This window comes from Novosphingobium sp. BL-S-24 (genome assembly GCF_055521575.1).
Genome location: NZ_CM145488.1, coordinates 131,791 through 151,474 on the forward strand (window position 1 = coordinate 131,791; position 19,684 = coordinate 151,474).

Sequence of the window (19,684 nt, forward strand, 5' to 3'; positions counted from 1 at the left end):
TGGCTAGTTCAAGGCGCACCGGTTTCGGCCTGCGCGTTTAGCCGTGTAAAGCAGAACGTCGGCGGTCGCGATCCACGCTTCGGCGCTTTCTGCTTTTTCGTTTAGGGCAGTGGCTCCGAAGCTGGCCGTGATCGCAATCTCTTGGTCGGCTGCTATCCCGATCTTGCGGGCGGCAATTGCCATCCTGAATCTTTCTGCTGCAGCGAGCGCCTGTTCGGATGACGTTTCCGGGAGCAGCATGGCAAATTCTTCACCGCCCAGCCTGCCGACGATATCCGTAGGCCGAGCCGTCTCTTCGAGGACCACAGCCACCTCTTTCAGTACGGCATCCCCCGCCGGGTGACCCCAAGTATCATTGACTGCCTTGAAATAGTCTATGTCCATCAGCAGCAACGAAGCATCTCGTCCATATCGGCGGCATCGCGCCATTTCCTTTTCAACCTTGTCAATAAAGCCGCGGCGGGTGAGCACTCCAGTCAATTGATCGCGGTCAGCGATCCGCCGCAACTCCATTTCGTTGACGACGATCTGCGCGAAATTGCGGAGAATACCCAATTCCGCCTCGCTAAAGCTTCGAGCTTTCGTGTCGATGGCACACAGTGCTCCCACGTTGTAGCCGTCTGAAGTAGTCAATGGCACGCCAGCGTAACTTCTGATCCTAGGATCACCTCGGACCAGCGGATTGTCCCGAAAACGTGCATCAGCTTCCGCATCTGGTATTACAAAGGCGTCGGGTTGCGCGATGGTATGCGTACAGAAGGATACGTTGCGCGGCGTTTCGGCAGCATCAACGCCGACCCGCGCTTTGAACCACTGTCGTTTTTCATCCAGCAAGGTAACCGTGGAAATCGGTACCCCGAGGACTGTACGGACCAAGTTGACGATATTCTGGAACGGCTCTTCAGGCGGCGTATCCAAGATTTCAAGGCGCCGCAGTGCCGCCAAGCGCGCGGTTTCGTCGGTCAGAGCATCAGCAGCACGCATTCAAGACTCTCGAGTTCCTGGCAGAAGACGAAACCTTGGCGAAAGATAGCCAACGTTTCATCGATATGCGCTCATCCATTAAGGATTTCACAATTGGACTTCAACTTTCGGGAATACCGATAACGACCGAGCAACCATTTGACATGCAGTGAACGACACGGAAGGGTCACGTCGTGCGCACATCAGTGTCGATGTGTCGATCTGTTTTTCGTGGAGACGCCTGTTGATGAATATCGTCGCTGTCCCGACCAAGCCCATTGAAGGCCAGGCGCCCGGTACGTCCGGTTTGCGTAAGAAGGTGAAGATCTTTCAGCAGGACAACTACGCTGAGAATTTCATACAGTCGGTTTTCGATGCAGTCAGGCCGGAGCCGGGAGCGACCCTTGTTATCGGTGGCGATGGACGTTTCCACAATCGTGCGGTGATCCAGCAGGCGATCCGCATGGCCGCAGCCAATGGCTATGGCCGGATTCTGGTCGGGCAGGGCGGCATCCTTTCTACGCCTGCCGCGAGCCATGTTATTCGCAAGCACAAAGCCAGTGGCGGGCTGGTGCTGTCGGCCAGCCACAATCCCGGCGGACCGAATGAAGACTTCGGGATCAAATACAATATCGCCAACGGTGGTCCCGCTCCCGAGGGCGTGACCGACGCCATACTCGCTCGTACCAAGGTAATCGACCGCTGGTTGACGATCGATACACCGGATGTCGATCTTGATGCGATTGGCGAAGTGAGTGTGGGAGATGCGACGGTTCAGATCATAGATCCAGTGGCCGATTATGCCGACCTGATGGAAGAACTGTTCGACTTCGACGCCATTCGCAAGGTTGTTTCGTCCGGCTTTACTATGCGCTTCGATGCGATGAGCGCGGTGACCGGGCCTTATGGTGTTGAGATACTCGAGCGGCGGCTCGGGTTTGCGCCTGGAACGGTGGTCAACGGACAGCCGCTGGAGGATTTCGGCGGCCATCACCCGGACCCCAATCTCATCCATGCCAAGGAACTGTATGATCTGATGATGTCGGAGGATGCGCCTGACATTGGCGCGGCTTCCGATGGGGACGGGGATCGCAATCTCATCATCGGGCGGGGGCGCTTCATCACCCCTTCTGACTCGCTGGCGATGCTGGCCGCCAACATCCAGATCGCCCCCGCCTATCGCGACCGGCTTGCCGGTATCGCCCGTTCCATGCCGACCAGCGCTGCGGCGGATCGCGTGGCCGAGGCATTGGGCGTGCCCTGCTTCGAGACGCCGACGGGGTGGAAGTTCTTCGGCAACCTGCTCGATGCCGGTAAAGTCACCATCTGTGGCGAGGAAAGTGCTGGCACCGGGTCGGACCACGTCCGGGAGAAGGACGGTCTGTGGGCGGTGTTGCTCTGGCTCAATATCCTGGCGGTGCGGGGCATCAGCGTTGACGAACTGGCGAAGGAACACTGGGCGCGGTATGGTCGCAACTACTATGCCCGGCACGATTACGAGGGCATTGCGACCGAAGGCGCCACCGCGCTGATGGAGCAATTGACCGCGCAATTGGCCGATCTTCCCGGCAAGTCGTACGGCGCGCTTACCGTCCAGACGGCGGACAGTTTCTCCTATCTCGACCCGGTCGATGGCGCCGTCAGCGCCAATCAGGGGATCCGCATCCTGTTTGAGGATGGCAGCCGGATCGTGTTCCGGCTTTCCGGGACCGGTACCCAGGGTGCAACTTTGCGGGTGTACCTTGAGCGGTACGAACCGACTTTCGGCAGCCTGGATGCCGATACCGGGGCGATGCTCGAACCGCAGATCGCGGCGGCGGAGGCCATTGCCGGGATCGCGGCGCATACCGGGCGTGCCACGCCGGATGTCATCACCTGAAATTTTTGTCGGCGACGTCGGGGCTTCTGTGTCCGGGCGTCGCTGACCGGTTTAGTTGATGAAATACATTCGCGCGGACCTTTTCGTTAGGGCCGCAGCGGAAGGGATGACACGACGATGCAAGGATCCGCCGGGATCATAGCAGACACCGTCGATGTAGGAAAATCCGGTCGCGGCCCTACTCTGCTCCCTTGCGCGCCGCGTTGAGCGCGTGCAGGCGAGCGGCGGTGGCGGGCTGCTCCAGCAGGTCCTCCAAGGCGGCGTCCAGCCTCCGCCGCCAGTTGGGATGCTCCGTGATCGTGCCCGGCAAGTTGGGTTGCTCACGGAGCGCCAGCAGATCCTCGAGCGGAGCGATCGCCAGATCGCACGGGGTTCGGCCGATGTGCCGCAATGCCGCCTCGACGACCGGGGCCGGATCGTCAGGTGCTGGCCGCGCTGCCTGATCATGTGTCAGCGTAGCCCAGAGCCGCCCGCGCTCCCACGCTCGCTGGTCTTCGGCTTGCGCCCGCGTGGTGCCTTCGGGAAGCCGGTCCAGTGCCTCTGCCCAGTCAAGATCGCGCCCGCTCCACCATCCGGCAACGGTGGGCGTATCGTGTGTGCCGGTCATCGCGACGGCATGGACGTCATAATCCTGCGCGCCGACGAACCCATCGTCTGCCGATCGTTCGAACCACAGGACCCGCATCCCCAGCATCCCTCTCTCAGTGATCGCGGGGCCAAATCCGCCGGGCATCGTGCCAAGGTCTTCAGCCACGATCAGCGCGTTCGCCAGATGCGCCTCCAGTGCCAGCAGTCGGATGAGATCGTCGAACGGATAGCGCAGATAAGCGCCCGCGCTGGATGGCTGGCCTTCCGGCACCACCCACAGCCGGGCCAGCCCGAAAGCGTGGTCGATCCGCAGCGCTCCCGACGTTTTCAGGGCGGCGCGAATGGTGGCGATCCATGGCGCGTAGCCGCTGCGGGCCAGCCCTTGGGGTGAAAAGCCGGTGAGCATCCAGTTCTGCCCGAGCGGTCCCAGCGGGTCGGGCGGCGCACCGATGGTCAGTCGCTGCAGGAGAGTATCCCCCATCGACCACGCATCGGCGCCCCCGGTATGCACGCCGACGGCAAGGTCTGCGACCAGACCGACCGCCATGCCGGCATCTCGCGCCCGCTGCTGCACTTTCGCCAGGCTTTCGCGCGCCAGCCATTGAGTAAAGAGATGAAACGACACGTCCTGCGCGTGATCGCGGGCGAAAGCAGCGACGGCTGGCCCATCGGGGTTGTGATACGCTACAGGCCAGGATTGCCAACCGTCGTGGCCCTGAGCGCGAAAGTGAACGTCCAGAGCATCGAACAATGCCTGGCGGCAAAGGCCCTCACCGTACGGTTCGTTATCGCGCTTGATGCGTGACTTGGTCGGCGTATCCAGCGTGTCGAACAGCGAGCGTAGTTGCGCCATTCGGCGTGGCAACGCGCCTTCCCAATCGATCAGCCCGGTATCGCCGTCCTCCTCTACCGCCGTCAGGGGAGGCAGGTCCACCAGTTCCGGGGCGCCCATCGCGCTGTTCAGGTAGAGCCTGCTGGACGGCGAATAAGGGCTGAAGTCCTTCCCATGGCCCGCAAACAGGGCGTGTACCGGGTTGATCGCCAGAGCATCCGCCCCGCGCTTGGCGAAACATTCCACGGCGTCGGCGAGTTCGGCGAACGTCCCGAATGCCGCTGGTCGCTTGGCTCGCAAGGCCGGGATCTGGACAGCCGGTCCCCAGATGCGACCGTGGGCAAGGCCGGGGTTGGCGGGCCATTTTCGCGGTGCGACGGCCAGCGTGACGGCGTGACCATTGATCGTCAGCTGGTAGTATCCCGGCACTTCGACGGGCGGCAATGTCCAGCCGGGCAAGGCCTGCGCCGGGCCGTCCGGCGCGAGAATCGATGCCGTGGCCAGCGCAGGAGGCAGTACGATCGGCGCGCCCGCATCCGCGACGATCATCACCGGAGGCCTTGCTCGTTCGAGCGCAACGGTTTCCAGGCTCCGAGCGATCTGCGCGTCGGTGTCGGCGGGGTAACCCAGAGCGGTTGCGATGGAGGCCAGCGACGCGTCGCCGACGATCTGCTCGTCACCCTGGGCATTCCACCAGATGCGCATCAGGCCGATGGCGTCTGCCAGATGATGAAGCGGGAACTCGGGCTGGGGCGTCATCGGTGGAGAATTGCTCCGTGGGCAGGGGGATCAGTTGGTCGGAAGGGCTGCATCGTTGAGCGAACTGCGGGCCTGATCGTTCCGAGCGGCCATGGATCGAAATGCCGCCCGCGCATCCCACACGATCAGCCATGCCAGCGCCATAGCGACGAGGCCGTAGCGCCCCCGGAACGGCACGTTGAACAAGGGAATTTGCCCCAGCGCCTGTGGCGGATCGGTCCACGCAGGGATCACCAGGGCCAGCCAGCAGGCCAGGACAACCGGAGTGCGGAGCCAGTGCGGCGTTCGCAGGGTCTGCGCCAGGGCCGCGACGATGACCGGAAAGATCAGCGCGTAGTGATAGCCCCAGGCGTTGGGAGCGGCCACCAGCGAAGCGCAAAGGAGGAGGTTCAGGCTGTCCAGCGGCCGCGTTTCCCGAGTGGCCCACTGGTGAACCATCGCGGCCAGAATGCCGAGCGCCAGCACGACTTTGGATGCCAGTTGGATCGCAGGTGGGATCGGTACGAAATGAAGGATCGGCTGTCCGCCGCCGGCCTGAACGTGCGTCGCCATGCCTGCCAGCGATTGGGCGACGCCGGGCATGGTGTACCCCTGCGCATGGGGGAGCAGGTCGAGGAAATACTGAAAGTAGAGACCGGGAGCGGCCCACAGCAGGGCCACCAGCGCGATGACAGCGCTGGCGATGACGGTGGCGGCGGCGCTTTTCCATTTGCGGCGGGTGAGGAACAGCGCGGGCACGATGCCGGGATAAATCTTGAGCCAGAAGCCGAGCGCAATTGCCAGACCGGCCCGCGCGGGCTTGCCGGTGGCCGCATACCACACGCCCGCCACCGCAGCGCCCATCAGCAGGATGTTGACTTGTCCTGCCGCCAAAGACGTGCCGATCGGGGCGATCGCCAGCGCTCCCATCAGGGCGGCGGTCTTTGCCGCGCGGGGTGCGTCGATCAGGCGCAGGGCCATCCATGACGCCATGGCCAGAACGGCGCAGCACAGGGCGGAGTGAATGAGAAACGCCGCATCGATCGACAGGCGCGAAAGCAGGTGGAAATAGATCAGCGATGGCGGCGGGTAGACGAACCCGCTGACGTATTCGCCGTTGTGGCAGATGTCGTACGGCGTAACGAGGTTGGCGGCCCCACACATATAGGTGCGGAAATCGAGAGTCAGCGCGGCCTTGCCCACGCCTTCACGGAGGACTGCGACGAACTCCAGCACATGGTGCGCGATCAGCAGCAGGCTGAGCAACGACAGGCCGAGCGCCAATACGCCGCCGAAAGATCGTGCTTTGATCATGTCCGCTTGCCCCGTTTACCCTGCTGCCGTGTCGGGCAAACGCTTAGTGCGGGGTAGTTACGTTGGCGTGAAGATGGGCGGAAGGTTTCGTCCACCGCTTTTGCCCGATCTATCCACAGGCCTGGACACAGGGCGGCGCGTTACTTTTCCAGAAGGCGCGGCATGAGTTCCACGAAGTTGCAGGGCCGATTGCGGCTGTCCAGCTGCTCGGCCAGGATACCGTCCCAGCCATCTTTCACCGCGCCGTTCGATCCCGGCAAGGCAAAGATGTACGTTCCGCGCGCCACGACGGCCATGGCCCGGCTTTGCACCGTGGACGTGCCGATGGTCTTGTAGGAGAGCCACCGGAACAGCTCACCAAAGCCGGGGATCTCCCGCGCGCCCAGCTTGCCGAGCGCTTCGGGGGTGACGTCCCGCCCGGTCAGCCCGGTGCCGCCGGTTGAGACAATGGCGTCGACCTCGGGATCGTCGATCCATTCGTTGAACAGTTCGGCGATCCGGTCGGCATCGTCGCGTTCGATCGTGCGACGCACCAGACTATGCCCGGCGTCCGTAACTCGCTGTGCGAGAATATCGCCGGACGTATCGTTCTCCGCCGTGCGCGTATCGGAAACGGTGAGGACGGCGATGTTGATGGGCTTGAACGTCCGGCTCTCGTCAACGGCCACGCAGGATGGCTCCGTTGGCAGCCATGCGCACACCTTGCGATCCGGCAAGGCCCGGGAACGTGGGCCATTGCCCTTGCGCCAGTTCCATCCGGCTCTCGGACGCGCCGCCCGCCTGCCGTTCGTACATCCAGTAGTTGCGCATGACGATGTTCACGTATCCGCGCGTTTCCCAGTACGGCAGTGATTCGATCCACAGCAGCGGATCGCCCTGGCAATTCACCTCGGAATTCCAGCGGCCGACCGGCAGCAGCCCGGCGTTGTAGGCCGCCATCACCTTGGGCAGCAGGCCCTGCGTGGCGGAACTGTTCTGCAACATCTGCAAGTGACGCTGACCAAACGCGAGATTGACCTCAGGCTTGTTGAGATCGTTCGCGTTGCCGGATACGCCCAGCGAGGATGCGTGATCCTGCGCGGCGGCGGGCATGATCTGCATCAGGCCGCGAGCACCGGCCGGGCTGACCACGCTGGCGCGGAACACCGATTCCTGCAGGGCATGGGCATAGACCAGCGCCGGGTCCACTTTCCACCCGCCCACCGGCGTCCACTTCGGCGTCGGGAAGCGCGTGGCCGGCTCCGGCTTGCCACCGTACGGCGCGTTGTAGGCCATCCACAGCTGGGTGCCGGGAAGCCCCAGATCGCGCGCCAGTCGGGTGAGGGGGGCATATTGCGAAGCGCTGCCGATGCGGGCCTGATGCCGCAGCACTTCATCCGCCAGGCTATCCTTGCCGATTTCGGCGAGTTCAACCGCCGCGCGCACATTGGGATTGTCGCGAAGTTGCTGCCAGTCGGCCTGGGTGAAGTCAGCCGCCGCGTGCTGCTGCGGCAGCTTCAAGCCAAGCTGCTCCGCCGCCAGCATGCCATAGAGCGTTTCATCGCGAGCAGCCGCGAGGCGCAGCGCGGCAGAGGCCTGCTCCGGCTTGCGGCAGCGCACCAGCGAGCGGCTTTTCCAATAGTGCGCCGCGCTGGTCAGTTCAGCATTTTCGGATGCCTTGGCCGTCTTGTCGAACGCATCGGCGGCGCCGTCGCAGTCCCCCAGACGCCATGCGGCAAGGCCAGCGGTCCACCACGCCTCGCCAACCCACGGACCATTGCCGAGCGCGGCAAGCTGGGCCATCTGGTAGGCGTTGGCGTCCTGGTTCTCGATGTAGAAGCTCCACGCCACCTTCTGTCGCCACTCCGCCTGAGAGGAGGGGCTCAGGCTGGCATTGATACCGTCCAGCAGCACGCGAGCGCCGACGGGATCGTCGTTCTTGATGCGGTCGTTGATGCCGCTGGCGATCACCGCAGGCATCGTTCCGTCCTCTATCGAGGATGGCCGCACGCGCTTTGACATCGTGGGCAAGCGCGCGAAGGACTGTTCGCTGGGCAGCGAGGGCACGGTATCCGCGCCGCGCTTCAGCGCCAGTCGGCTGATCTGGTCCGCACCGGGCAGTTCGGCGCCCTGTGCCAGCCAGGTCTGCAATTCGGCCAGTTCGATCTTGGGAGAACCGGCGGCAAGGTAGAATTCAGCGCGAGCCTGCTGATGAAGCGGTCCATCGGGGCGCTGCGACAGCAGCAGCTTGACGTTCGTCCAGTCCTTCGCCTCGATCGCGTCGAAAACCTGCTTGTAATAAACCCGATCGTCCTGGCTCAGCAGCGACGGGACGGCAGTGCGATCCGCGCGGGTTCTGAAGTAATCGACCGCCGCGCTGTTGGCAAAAGCCGGAGTGGCCGAAATACACAGAGCGAGCGTGAGGCTTGCCCATTTTCCGGCTCTTGTCATGCGTTTCAAACGTTCTTCCCCGAATTCCTGTGCAACACCATGTTCAGCCCGGATGATCGTGACCTTCTTCGGTCTTCGTCCAATCCAGCCAGGCTTGCCAAAGGACCGGTTTCGCGCGAGGCTGATTAAGCAGTGCGGGCAGTCCCCAGCATGCAAGCATGGGTATCGATCGCCTGTCATGGTTTAAACTTCGTAAAACGGCAGGGCGTTGCGGTAATTCGTGGCCCAATAGCGGTAGGATGTTTCCACCAAGCACTATCATCCGCTTCGGCGACACCATCCAGACGTGATGATTGATAACATTGCCGAATCCGTTTTGCTTCAGCGCGCTCCAATTCACGCCCGGCGTATGGCGGGGTAGCGCGGCGGTCAGGTAGACCTGATCCCGCGACGTTCCGAAAGCCGTGAGTATGGCTTCGAGCAGCTTGCCATGGGTGCCTGAGAGCAGCGTTTGGGTGTCGCCGTCTTCCGGCTCCTCCACCACGATCATCATCTCGGCATCGGGCGGACCCTGCGGCGCGATGCGACCGGCGGTGTCCCCGATCCCCGGCATCGGCGCAGTCAGCCACCACTCATGAAACGCCGCGATGTCGTTGGGCAGGCCTGACCTGTCGAACGGCGAAAGGACGGGCGCTGCTTCGCCCTGCGCAACAGGTGGACCGGACGTGCGACGGTCCGCTTTCGGACCTTTTTCGCTTTCGCTTTCGGGTGGTGCCAGCCATGAAACCGGTTCGTCGACGAAATCGAGATCGACCCCGGCCTCGCGCCACCAGTCCAGCACTGCTGTGATATCTGCCAGAAATTCAGGATTTGACCGATGATCCATCGCGCGGGTCTTGACCTGCCGCGCGAGAGCAATCAAGGCTCATGATGATTTAATCGCTCGACTAAGCCATAAATCGGCGAAACGCCATAAAGGCGACGGGCAAAAACAAACTTGGACGGGGCTTCCATGATTGAACGCGAAGAGATGCCTTATGACGTCGTCGTCGTTGGCGGCGGACCAGCCGGACTGGCAACGGCTATCCGACTCAAACAGGTGGACCCCGAAATCCAGGTCTGCGTGCTGGAGAAGGGCTCTGAAATCGGCGCTCACATCCTGTCGGGTGCGACGATCGATCCCAAGGCGCTGGACGAGCTGCTGCCGACCTGGCGCGACGATGGCTGCCCGCTGGCCGAAACGCCGGTGACGGACAACTGGCACTGGCACCTGACGAAAAAGGGCAAAGTGCCGCTGCCTCACCTGATCCAGCCGCGTTTCATGTCGAACGACGGCAACTACACCGGATCGCTCGGCAACTTGTGCCGTTGGCTGGCCGAACAGGCCGAAGCGCTGGAGATCGAGATTTTCCCCGGCTTCCCGGCTGCCGAAATTCTCTACGACGATAATGGCGCTGTGCTGGGCGTGCAGACCGGCGACATGGGTGTCGACCGCGAAGGCAATGAAAAGGGTGACTATCAGCCGGGCATGAACCTGCTCGGCAAGTACACCGTGTTCTGCGAAGGCGCCCGCGGCCATCTGACCAAGCGGCTTAAGGCAAAGTTCGATCTGGAGGCCAACTGCCAGCCGCAGATCTATGGCCTTGGGATCAAGGAACTGTGGGACATCCCGGCGGACAAGCACGTACCCGGCCGGGTGATCCATACGCAGGGCTGGCCGATGAGCGAAAGCGAAAGCTGGGGCGGTGGCTTCCTGTACCATCAGGCCAACAACCAGGTCGCTCTCGGTTTCGTTACCGCGCTCGATTACAAGAATCCCTACGTCTATCCGTTCGAGGAATTCCAGCGCTGGAAGCAGCACCCGGAAATTCGCGCGATCCTGGAAGGCGGCAAGCGCGTGGCCTACGGCGCGCGCGTGATCAACGAAGGCGGTTGGCAGTCGGTGCCGCAACTGGCGTTCCCCGGTGGCGTGCTGGCGGGCTGCTCCGCCGGCTTCGTGAACGTGCCGCGGATCAAGGGCACGCATACCGCGATGAAGAGCGGGATGCTCGCCGCTGAAGCGATCGCGGCAGCGGTGAAGGCCGGGCGCGAGCATGACACGCTGCAGGAATACGACGATGCGGTGCGTTCCAGCTGGATCGCCAAGGAACTGAAGCTGGTCCAGAATGCCGAGCCGATGGTCGCCAAGTGGGGCACCGAGCTGGGTACCGTCTTCGCTGGCGCTGACATGTGGCTGCGCACGCTGTTCGGTTTCGGTCTGGCCAAGCCGATGAAGCATCACACCGATGCCAGCGAAACGCAGCGCGCGGACCTCTATCGCCCGATCGTCTACCCCAAGCCGGATGGCGTCATCAGCTTCGATCGCCTGACCAGTGTATCGTATTCCTTCACCAATCACGAGGAAGACCAGCCGGTCCATCTCAAGCTGAAGGACCCGACGATCCCGACGGAGATCAACCTGCCGATCTACGCCGGGCCAGAAGCGCGGTATTGCCCGGCGGGCGTCTACGAATTCGTCGATGCCGGCGCGGGTCCGAAGCTGCAGATCAACGCTCAGAACTGCGTCCACTGCAAGACCTGTGACATCAAGGACCCGACGCAGAACATCGAGTGGGTCACGCCGGAAGGCGGCGGCGGGCCCAACTACCCGAATATGTGATGATGATGGGGGGAAGCGATGCGTTTCCCCCCAATCGCTTTTCACGCTGAGGCGAGCATCTTGCTTCGGAGAGTACGCGGCGGCATGGGTCGGCGATGCTGACCGAAACCGCCTACGCCAAGATCAACCTCGCGCTGCATGTCCGCAGACGCCGCGAGGATGGATATCACGAGCTTGAAACCCTGTTCGCGTTCGTCGACGACGGCGACCGCCTCGCTGCCGCTCCCGCAGAAGCCGATCGGCTGACGACGCACGGCGAATTCGCGGGCAGCCTCGACAACCCGTTCGACAACATCGTCGCCAAGGCGCTGGGCGCGCTGCCGCATGGCCAGGGCTGGGCCATCGAACTGGAAAAACGCCTGCCCGTCGCGGCAGGCCTCGGCGGTGGTTCGGCGGACGCGGGCGCGATATTCCGCATGGTTCAGCGAGCACACGATCTGCCGGACGACTGGCGCGAACGGGCCGCCAAGCTGGGCGCGGACGTTCCAGCCTGCGTGCTGTCCACGACGTGCGTGGGGAAAGGCACCGGCACCGAGCTCGTATCCATCGACAACGATCTCGTTGGCATGGCCGTGCTTCTGGTCAACCCGCGCGTGCCGCTACCCACCGGCCCGGTATTCAAGGCGTGGGATGGTATCGACCGGGGTGCGATGCCGGAAGGGACCGTCCGCTCCATCGCGCTTGCGGGACGCAACGATCTGGAAGCACCGGCGATTTCGATCTGCCCGGTGATCGGCGATGTGCTGGCCGCGTTGCACAACGGCTCGCCATTGGTGGCGCGCATGTCCGGTTCAGGTGCGACGTGCTTTGCTCTTTACGAGACCGCTGCCGAGCGTGACGAAGCTGCGGAAACCATTGGTCGCCTGCATGGTGACTGGTGGCAAATGTCGGGACACTTGCGCTAAGGTGCCTGGCGGTATCGTGGGAGGTTAGGTTTGGAAACGGAGTATCATCGGCTGCTGGGCACTCCGCAGGCGGGCGGCGTCCTGATCGTCGCGGACCATGCTTCCAACCGGGTGCCCGAAGGGATCGACCTTGGCATCGACCCCGCCTTACTGAATCTGCACATCGCCATCGACATCGGCGTCGCCGGAATAGCGGAACGCATGGTTGCGCCCGGTACGGCTGCGTGGCTTGGTAACGTCAGCCGCCTGGTGTGCGATTACAATCGCCAATCCGATGTCCCCGGGATGATGCCGGAAGTGAGCGACGGCCACGCGATTCCCGGCAACGTCCTCAGCCCGGAGCAGCGCGATGCGCGGGTGAAGCGCTTTTTCGAGCCGTATCATTCGGGGCTTTCCGATCTGTTGCGTAACACGCGCCCGGCGCTGATCCTGTCGCTGCACAGCTTCACGCCCGCACTGTCGACCAGCAGCGCGCCTCGGCCATGGCAGGTCGGCGTGCTGTACAATGACGACGAACGCGTCGCCCGCATCGCAATTCCCTGGTTGCGCGAACAGGGCCTCGTCGTCGGTGACCAAGAGCCCTATTCCGGAAAGCTTCTCAACGCATCGATGAACCGGCATGCCGAACCCAATGGGATTCCCTACCTCAGCGTGGAAATACGGCAGGACCTCATCAGTGATCGTGTAGGCGAAGAACGGTGGGCGGCGTGCATGTCTGCCTTGTGTTCTGCAGTCTTGGCGCAGTTGGGCTCCCAGGACTTGCCCGCCCAAGCCAAGCAATAAAATTTCGAAAACGGCCGTTGAATTGAAACCTATTGCGCTGTAGGGCCGCTTTCTACCGTCGCACCCGGAGTATGAAGTAATGCCCGTCTATCGCTCGCGCACCTCGACCCATGGCCGCAACATGGCCGGCGCTCGTGGCCTTTGGCGGGCGACGGGCATGAAGGACGGCGATTTCGGCAAGCCGATCATCGCGGTCGTGAACTCCTTCACGCAGTTCGTGCCCGGCCACGTCCATCTGAAAGATCTCGGGCAGCTCGTCGCGCGCGAGATCGAGGCGGCGGGCGGCGTCGCCAAGGAATTCAACACCATCGCTGTCGATGACGGGATCGCCATGGGCCACGACGGCATGCTCTATTCGCTGCCCAGCCGCGACCTGATCGCCGACAGCGTGGAATACATGGTCAACGCCCACTGCGCCGATGCCATGGTCTGCATCTCCAATTGCGACAAGATCACCCCCGGCATGCTGATGGCCGCGATGCGCCTCAACATCCCTGCTGTGTTCGTATCAGGCGGCCCGATGGAAGCCGGCAAGGTCGTTATCAAGGGCAAGGAAAAGGCGCTCGATCTGGTCGACGCCATGGTCGCCGCAGCGGATGAAAGCTACACCGACGAGGAAGTGACCGCGATCGAGCGATCGGCCTGTCCGACATGCGGTTCGTGTTCGGGCATGTTCACCGCCAATTCGATGAACTGTCTGACGGAGGCATTGGGCCTCTCGCTTCCGGGCAATGGATCGACGCTGGCGACGCACGCGGATCGCGAGCGGCTTTTCCTGGAAGCAGGGCGCGTCGTCGTCGATTTATGCCAGAAGTATTACGAACAGGAAGACGAAAGCGTACTGCCGCGCTCGGTTGCCAGCTTCAAGGCGTTCGAGAATGCCATGAGCCTCGACATCGCGATGGGCGGGTCGACCAATACCGTGCTGCACTTGCTGGCTGCCGCCGTGGAAGCGGGGGTGGATTTCACGATGTCGGACATCGACCGCCTGAGCCGTCAGGTGCCCTGCCTGTCTAAAGTCGCGCCGGCCAAGGACGACGTGCACATGGAGGACGTCCACCGGGCCGGCGGCATCATGGCGATCCTGGGCCAGCTTGACCGTGCCGGTCTGCTGCATACGGACCTGCCGACGGTTCATACCAAGACCCTTGGCGAAGCGCTCGATCGCTGGGATATCAGCCGAACCAGTGAGCCTTCCGTTCAGGAGTTCTACAAGGCGGCGCCCGGCGGCGTGCCGACGCAGACGGCGTTCAGCCAGTCCCGCCGTTGGGAAGAGCTTGACCTGGACCGCGAGAATGGCGTGATCCGCAGCAAGGAACATGCCTTCAGCCAGGACGGCGGCTTGGCCGTGCTCTATGGCAACATCGCGCGCGACGGGTGCATCGTGAAGACGGCGGGCGTGGACGATTCCATCCTCAAGTTCACCGGCACCGCACGGGTCTACGAAAGTCAGGACGCGGCCGTGGCAGGTATCCTTGGCGGCCAGGTCGGTGCAGGCGATGTCGTCGTTATCCGCTATGAAGGGCCGCGCGGCGGGCCCGGGATGCAGGAAATGCTCTACCCCACCAGCTACCTGAAATCGAAGGGTCTGGGCAAAGCCTGCGCGCTGTTGACCGACGGGCGTTTCTCGGGCGGCACATCCGGCCTGTCGATCGGCCACGCCTCTCCGGAAGCTGCCGAAGGGGGCGAGATCGGCCTGGTCGAAAATGGCGATACCATCGAGATCGATATTCCCGGTCGCACCATCAACCTGATGGTGTCGGACGAAGTGCTGGCTCATCGCCGTTCGCAGCAGGAAGCACGCGGCGACGATGCCTGGTCGCCGGTGCATCCGCGTCCGCGCAAGATTTCCGCCGCCCTGCAGGCCTACGCCGCCATGACCACCAGCGCCGCGCGCGGTGCGGTGCGCGACGTTACGCAGCTCAAGCGCAAGTAAGGCCACAGGTCTTCCGCGCTTTCCAGTGGTTAAGCGCGGCTGTACCACAAGGTATGTCGATCAGGATTCCTTGTGCGCTCAGTCTTGCGCTGGCGGGCTGTTCATCAAGCAGTGAGCCGCCGCCGATAGCGGAGGGCAGGGAACACATCGCCTGTGCGATCAACGGTGCAGCGGCGCTGAAGCCAGTCTGCGCTGTCGATCGCATCGTTACCGGCGGCGGCCTGTCGCTGATCGTTCGCCACCCCGACGGCGGGTTTCGTCGTTTCGATGTGACGCGGGACGGCAGCGGCCTGGTGACGCGCGACGGCGCGGAGCAGGCCGTGACGAGATTGACCGATGGCCAGTTGGACGTGGCTGTTGGGGCGGATCGCTATCGCTTTCCGGCGTCGGAGAAACGTGATGTCGGCAACTGACCAGATCCTTTCGGTCGCGCAGATGCGTGCGGCGGAGGATCGGCTGATCGCCAAAGGGGCGAGCGTCGATGCGCTGATGCAGATTGCCGGTCGCGGCGCGGCGGACTGGATATGGCGCATGGCCGGGCGAAGCCGTGTTACAGTGGTGTGCGGCCCGGGCAACAATGGCGGCGACGGGTATGTCATCGCACAGGCCATCCGCGAACGGGGTGGAGACGTGGCGGTGATCGCGGTCAGCGAACCCACCACCGACGCGTGCGGCAATGCCCGTCGATTATTCGGTGGCGAGGTGCTCGAAGCAGATGCCGCGCCGCAGGGGGCGGTGCTCGTGGATTGCCTGTTCGGCAGCGGATTGAGCCGACCGCTAAAGGAGGATCACGCGGCGCTGCTGATCAATCTGGCGGCGGGACATGACCGCGTGGTATCGATCGACCTTCCGAGCGGTCTCGATGCCGACACGGGCGAGTATCTGACCCGGGGCCTTCCGGCAGCCGACCTTACTATTGCTTTGGGCGCCTGGAAATTTGCGCATTTCCTGATGCCTTCAAGCGCGCGAATGGGCCGGCAGGTCCTCGTCGACATCGGTGTCGAGCGTGTCGAAGGCGCGGCCACGCAGATCGTTCAACCGGTGATCACCCCGCCAGCGGCGGATGCCCATAAGTACCGGCGCGGCTTGCTCGCCGTCGTTGGCGGCACGATGTCCGGTGCGGCGATTCTGGCATCACGCGCGGCGCAGGGGGCGGGGGCTGGCTACGTGAAGCTGTTCGCCGCCTCCACCAATGCCGCGCATGCCGAACTTGTAGTCGATACCGGACCGTTGGCCCAGGTGCTCCCCGATCGGCGCAACAGTGCGGTGCTGGTCGGCCCTGGTCTGGGCCGCGATGGTGAGGCGGGCGAACGAATGGCGATCGTTTTGGCCCAAGATGCCCTGGCGGTGGTCGATGCCGATGCACTGATGCTGCTGACACCGCATCACCTAGCAACTAGGCAGGCACCGCTGATCGCAACGCCGCACGAGGGGGAACTGGCCGCTTTGGAAACGGCGTTCTGCCTTGATGGGCAGGGCCCACGCACTCGCCGTGCGCTTGAGCTGGCGAAGGCAAGCGGCATGGTGATCGTCGCCAAAGGGCCGGACACGGTCGTCGCCGCGCCCGATGGCAGACTGGCGTGTGCGCGCCGCGCCTCGTCATGGCTCTCCACAGCCGGGACGGGCGATGTTCTGGCAGGGGTGATCGCCAGCCGTCTCGCCACAGGAGCCGAAGCCTTCGCCGCTGCGTGCGAAGGCGTCTGGTTGCATGGGGAGGCAGCGCGGCTCTGCCCGCCGGCATTCACTGCCGGACAACTTGCCGGACAGGTGCCTGCCGCACTGGCCCGCTGCCTTTAGCGGCCTCCTGCCGAGCATGTACGATCGCCCATGACCCTGCTAGGCGCGCGGCATGAACGAATCCGAGGAAATCCTGCGCATCGCTTCCAAGGGCGACGGCGTCACCGCGTCCGGCCGTTTCGCATGGGGCGCGGCGCCCGGCGACAAGCTGCGCATCGACGATACGCTGGAATGGGGGCCGCATCACGTCGAGCCGCCGTGCCCGCATTTCGGGCAATGCGGCGGATGCCAGCTGCAGCAGCTTGATGACGAGACGCTGACGGGATTCGTGGAGAGCCGGGTCGCCAATGCCTCCGCCGCGCAGGATCTGGGCGCGGAGCATCTGGGCGAACCGCACCTTTCTCCGCCGTACAGCCGCCGCCGCGCCTCGCTCCGGGCGGAAAGTTCAGGCGGGCGCGTGGTGATCGGGTATCGCGAGGCGAAGTCCCACCGCATCGTCGAACTGAGCGAGTGCCATGTACTCGTCCCCGAATTCGTGGCGCTGCTCGGCCCGCTGCGCAAGCTGCTGATCACGATGGGCAAGGCGGCGCCTGCCAAAAAGGGCGGTCGCCCCGGCAAGTCTGCCAAGCACGCGACGCCGCGCATGGCTGCCGACATCGAGATGACGCTGGTGGATCAGGGCGTTGACCTTGGCGTCAAGGGCCTGACCGCTGAGGGCCTAGCCGCGACCGAGGCGATGCTGACGTTCGCTCAGGAGCACGGCCTTGCCCGCCTGACGATGGACGGAGGCTATGGCTTCGAAACGGTTTGGGAGCCGGTGCCGGTTACCATCACGCTGGGCGGCGACCGCGTGCCGTTTCCGCCCGGTGCGTTCGTGCAGGCGACGAAGGACGGCGAAGACGCTCTTGTTGCCGCCGCGCGCGAATGGTTGGCGGGTGCCCCGACCGTGGCGGATCTGTTCTCCGGCTTGGGCACGTTCGCCTTCGCTCTGGCCGGGCCGGAAACCAAGGTATACGCCGCAGAGGCTGCCCGCGACATCTCGGCGGCGTGCAAGGCCGGGGCGGACCGCGCTCAGGTGCCGATTTTCTGCGCGCACCGGGACCTGTTTCGCAATCCCCTGCAGCCGGACGAACTGAACAAGTTCGCCGCCGTGGTGCTCGATCCGCCACGGGCGGGTGCCCGCGAACAGGTGGACTGCATCGCAGCATCAACCGTGGCGCGGGTGGTCTATATCAGTTGCAACCCGTCGAGCTGGTCACGTGATGCAGCGCGTCTGGTGGAAGCCGGGTTCCGGCTGGTCGATCTGCGTCCGGTCGGCCAGTTCCGCTGGTCAACTCATGTGGAACTCGCCAGCTATTTCGTGCGCGATTGACGGAGCGCGCTCAGCCGCCAGCCTTGTCCATCATGTCCATGAAGTCGCGCGCGGTGTTGCGGTCAGCTTCGTTATCGAACGCGACGTCGAGGTCGGGCGCGGCGCCGAACATGTACATGAGCGTCCATAGGGCGAAGCGGCGGCCCTTGTCCTTTTCCATGCCGAAGTCGACGCGCATCCGATCGACGCCTGTCTCCAGCGTGGTCGGGGCGATCGTGGACAGGTCGGGGGTGCCGAAATAGCGGCGGAGCTGGTCGTCGAAATCCATGCCATCGCCCTAGCAGACGGCCGTCGAGTTGTCAGGCGTCAGCCTTGTCCCACCCACAGCAACTGCCGCACACCGGATAGGCCACCGCGCCCCACGCGCTGGCGATGAAGCCCACAAAGACGGTCGTCCAGCCGAGCCCCCAGTTCTCCTCCAGCAGGACGTCCAGCAAGGCAGCGCATGTTATCACGATGAACAACGCCTCCATCGCTAGAAACGCGATTTTGCACAATTTCGACTGGCGAACCGCTCGTGTCTTTTCCACGGTTCCTCTCCCGACTCTTTTGATAGTCCTGAAGAAATGATGCTTGAAATTGCAGCGTCAGACAAGATGGCGATCAGTCGGCGCGGGAGAGCACTTTCGCAAAGGCATCAGCGTCCGTGTTGCCGCCCGATAGGACGACGACAGTGCGGTCTGCCAAGTCCACCTTGCCCGCAATCACCGCCGCGAGTGCTGCCGCACCGCCCGGCTCGATCACCAGCCGCAGCCGGGAAAAGGCCAGTCGCTGGGCTTCGCGAACTTCTGCCGGCGTGACGGCAAGGCCAAACGGGCAGCGGGCTTGCAGCACGGCGAAGTTGATGGGCCAGGTGGAGGGCGTCTGAAGCGCATCGCACGCAGTGGCAGGCGCGGCCGAGGAGACAGGCACGATACGTCCCGCTTCGAGACTTGCGCAAACATCATCCCAACCTTCCGGCTCGACCGGGACGATCCGCGCGTCGGGGCAGGCGAGGGCAAGGCCCGCCGTCAGGCCGCCGCCGCCGCAGGGCGCGACGATAAGGTTTGCCGGGCCGCCGGCCTGCGCCGTCATCTGCGCGTCTATCTCAAGTCCGGTGCTGCCCTGGCCCTCGATGACCCACGGATCGGCAAAGGCATGGACAAGCGTAGCGCCGCGTTCGGTGCACAGGCGCTGCGCCACATCGTCGCGATCTTCGCCGCCGGGCCGGTCGTACAGGACAACGTCGGCCCCCAGCGCACGCGTGTTGGCCAGTTTCACCGCCGGGGCATCGATGGGCATCACGATCGTTGCGGGGATGCCCAGCTTTCGGGCGGCCCAGGCCACTCCTTGCGCATGGTTACCGCTGGAGACGCCCACGACGCCGACCTTGCGTTCTTCCTCGCCAAGGTCTGTCAGCCGGTGCCACGCGCCGCGTATCTTGAACGCGCCGACGGGCTGCAGGCTCTCGGCCTTGCACCAGATCGTGCGTCCATCGACATCCAGCGGCAGAAGCGGCGTCGGCGGCAGGATCTGCGCCACTTTGCGCGCGGCGATGGCGACGCCTTCGGCGGTGGGTTCACGCATGGTCGTCATGCCCCGGGGTTAGCCGCCGGGTGCGGGAAAAGG

17 protein-coding genes are annotated in these 19,684 nt (G+C 63.8%); 8 read left to right on the plus strand and 9 right to left on the minus strand.

The window, feature by feature from the left end; all coding sequences use genetic code 11:
* Positions 1-3: 3 nt before the first annotated feature.
* Positions 4-984 carry a sensor domain-containing diguanylate cyclase gene (locus ACZ1JM_RS05855; RefSeq protein ID WP_465133903.1) on the minus strand — a complete coding sequence of 327 codons (981 nt, stop codon included), beginning with the start codon at positions 982-984 and terminating at the stop codon, positions 4-6.
* Positions 985-1,210: 226 nt separating this feature from the next.
* Here ACZ1JM_RS05855 and ACZ1JM_RS05860 point away from each other — a divergent pair, with 226 nt between their 5' ends.
* Entirely contained in the window at positions 1,211-2,842 is a 1,632-nt protein-coding gene (locus tag ACZ1JM_RS05860) for an alpha-D-glucose phosphate-specific phosphoglucomutase (protein ID WP_465134993.1), read from the plus strand.
* Between the two features lie 178 nt (positions 2,843-3,020).
* Here the strand turns inward: ACZ1JM_RS05860 and malQ are convergent, their stop codons facing one another.
* The 5 genes from malQ to ACZ1JM_RS05885 all read right to left on the minus strand — a co-directional run bounded on the left by malQ (position 3,021) and on the right by ACZ1JM_RS05885 (position 9,606).
* Positions 3,021-5,021, minus strand: a complete 2,001-nt coding sequence (gene malQ / locus ACZ1JM_RS05865; RefSeq protein ID WP_465133904.1) for a 4-alpha-glucanotransferase — start codon at positions 5,019-5,021, stop codon at positions 3,021-3,023.
* A gap of 30 nt (positions 5,022-5,051) precedes the next feature.
* On the minus strand, positions 5,052-6,314 hold the full coding sequence (locus ACZ1JM_RS05870; protein WP_465133905.1) for a glycosyltransferase family 87 protein: 1,263 nt from the start codon (positions 6,312-6,314) through the stop codon (positions 5,052-5,054).
* A gap of 140 nt (positions 6,315-6,454) precedes the next feature.
* Complete coding sequence (moaB, locus tag ACZ1JM_RS05875) at positions 6,455-6,982, minus strand: molybdenum cofactor biosynthesis protein B (RefSeq protein ID WP_465133906.1); 528 nt, start codon at positions 6,980-6,982, stop codon at positions 6,455-6,457.
* Positions 6,972-8,744 carry a lytic transglycosylase domain-containing protein gene (locus ACZ1JM_RS05880; protein WP_465133907.1) on the minus strand — a complete coding sequence of 591 codons (1,773 nt, stop codon included), beginning with the start codon at positions 8,742-8,744 and terminating at the stop codon, positions 6,972-6,974. Before ACZ1JM_RS05880 ends, moaB begins: the two co-directional genes overlap by 11 nt.
* A gap of 43 nt (positions 8,745-8,787) precedes the next feature.
* Entirely contained in the window at positions 8,788-9,606 is an 819-nt protein-coding gene (locus ACZ1JM_RS05885; protein WP_465133908.1) for a uracil-DNA glycosylase family protein, read from the minus strand.
* A 90-nt stretch (positions 9,607-9,696) separates the two neighbouring features.
* Here ACZ1JM_RS05885 and ACZ1JM_RS05890 point away from each other — a divergent pair, with 90 nt between their 5' ends.
* From ACZ1JM_RS05890 to ACZ1JM_RS05920, 7 genes are all read left to right on the plus strand, one after another.
* Positions 9,697-11,343, plus strand: coding sequence for an electron transfer flavoprotein-ubiquinone oxidoreductase (locus ACZ1JM_RS05890; protein WP_465133909.1), 1,647 nt, complete (start codon positions 9,697-9,699; stop codon positions 11,341-11,343).
* A gap of 95 nt (positions 11,344-11,438) precedes the next feature.
* Positions 11,439-12,248: a 4-(cytidine 5'-diphospho)-2-C-methyl-D-erythritol kinase gene (locus tag ACZ1JM_RS05895; protein ID WP_465133910.1), complete on the plus strand. Its 810-nt coding sequence runs from the start codon at positions 11,439-11,441 to the stop codon at positions 12,246-12,248.
* 30 nt (positions 12,249-12,278) lie between these two features.
* Complete coding sequence (locus ACZ1JM_RS05900) at positions 12,279-13,031, plus strand: N-formylglutamate amidohydrolase (protein WP_465133911.1); 753 nt, start codon at positions 12,279-12,281, stop codon at positions 13,029-13,031.
* Between the two features lie 79 nt (positions 13,032-13,110).
* The gene (gene ilvD / locus ACZ1JM_RS05905) at positions 13,111-14,967 is read left to right on the plus strand and encodes a dihydroxy-acid dehydratase (protein ID WP_465133912.1); all 1,857 of its coding nucleotides are present in this window, start codon (positions 13,111-13,113) and stop codon (positions 14,965-14,967) included.
* 53 nt (positions 14,968-15,020) lie between these two features.
* Positions 15,021-15,380: a hypothetical protein gene (locus ACZ1JM_RS05910; protein ID WP_465133913.1), complete on the plus strand. Its 360-nt coding sequence runs from the start codon at positions 15,021-15,023 to the stop codon at positions 15,378-15,380.
* Complete coding sequence (locus tag ACZ1JM_RS05915) at positions 15,367-16,764, plus strand: NAD(P)H-hydrate epimerase (protein WP_465133914.1); 1,398 nt, start codon at positions 15,367-15,369, stop codon at positions 16,762-16,764. Before ACZ1JM_RS05910 ends, ACZ1JM_RS05915 begins: the two co-directional genes overlap by 14 nt.
* A 52-nt stretch (positions 16,765-16,816) precedes the next feature.
* The gene (locus ACZ1JM_RS05920; protein ID WP_465133915.1) at positions 16,817-18,076 is read left to right on the plus strand and encodes a class I SAM-dependent RNA methyltransferase; all 1,260 of its coding nucleotides are present in this window, start codon (positions 16,817-16,819) and stop codon (positions 18,074-18,076) included.
* A 10-nt stretch (positions 18,077-18,086) separates the two neighbouring features.
* On the opposite strand, the gene ACZ1JM_RS05925 is transcribed toward ACZ1JM_RS05920, so the two are convergent.
* The 3 genes from ACZ1JM_RS05925 to ACZ1JM_RS05935 all read right to left on the minus strand — a co-directional run bounded on the left by ACZ1JM_RS05925 (position 18,087) and on the right by ACZ1JM_RS05935 (position 19,651).
* A complete protein-coding gene (locus ACZ1JM_RS05925; RefSeq protein WP_465133916.1) occupies positions 18,087-18,344 on the minus strand; it encodes a hypothetical protein in 258 nt (85 codons plus the stop codon).
* A 31-nt stretch (positions 18,345-18,375) separates the two neighbouring features.
* Positions 18,376-18,606, minus strand: coding sequence for a hypothetical protein (locus tag ACZ1JM_RS05930; RefSeq protein WP_465133917.1), 231 nt, complete (start codon positions 18,604-18,606; stop codon positions 18,376-18,378).
* Between the two features lie 73 nt (positions 18,607-18,679).
* Positions 18,680-19,651: a threonine ammonia-lyase gene (locus ACZ1JM_RS05935; protein WP_465133918.1), complete on the minus strand. Its 972-nt coding sequence runs from the start codon at positions 19,649-19,651 to the stop codon at positions 18,680-18,682.
* Positions 19,652-19,684: the final 33 nt, after the last annotated feature.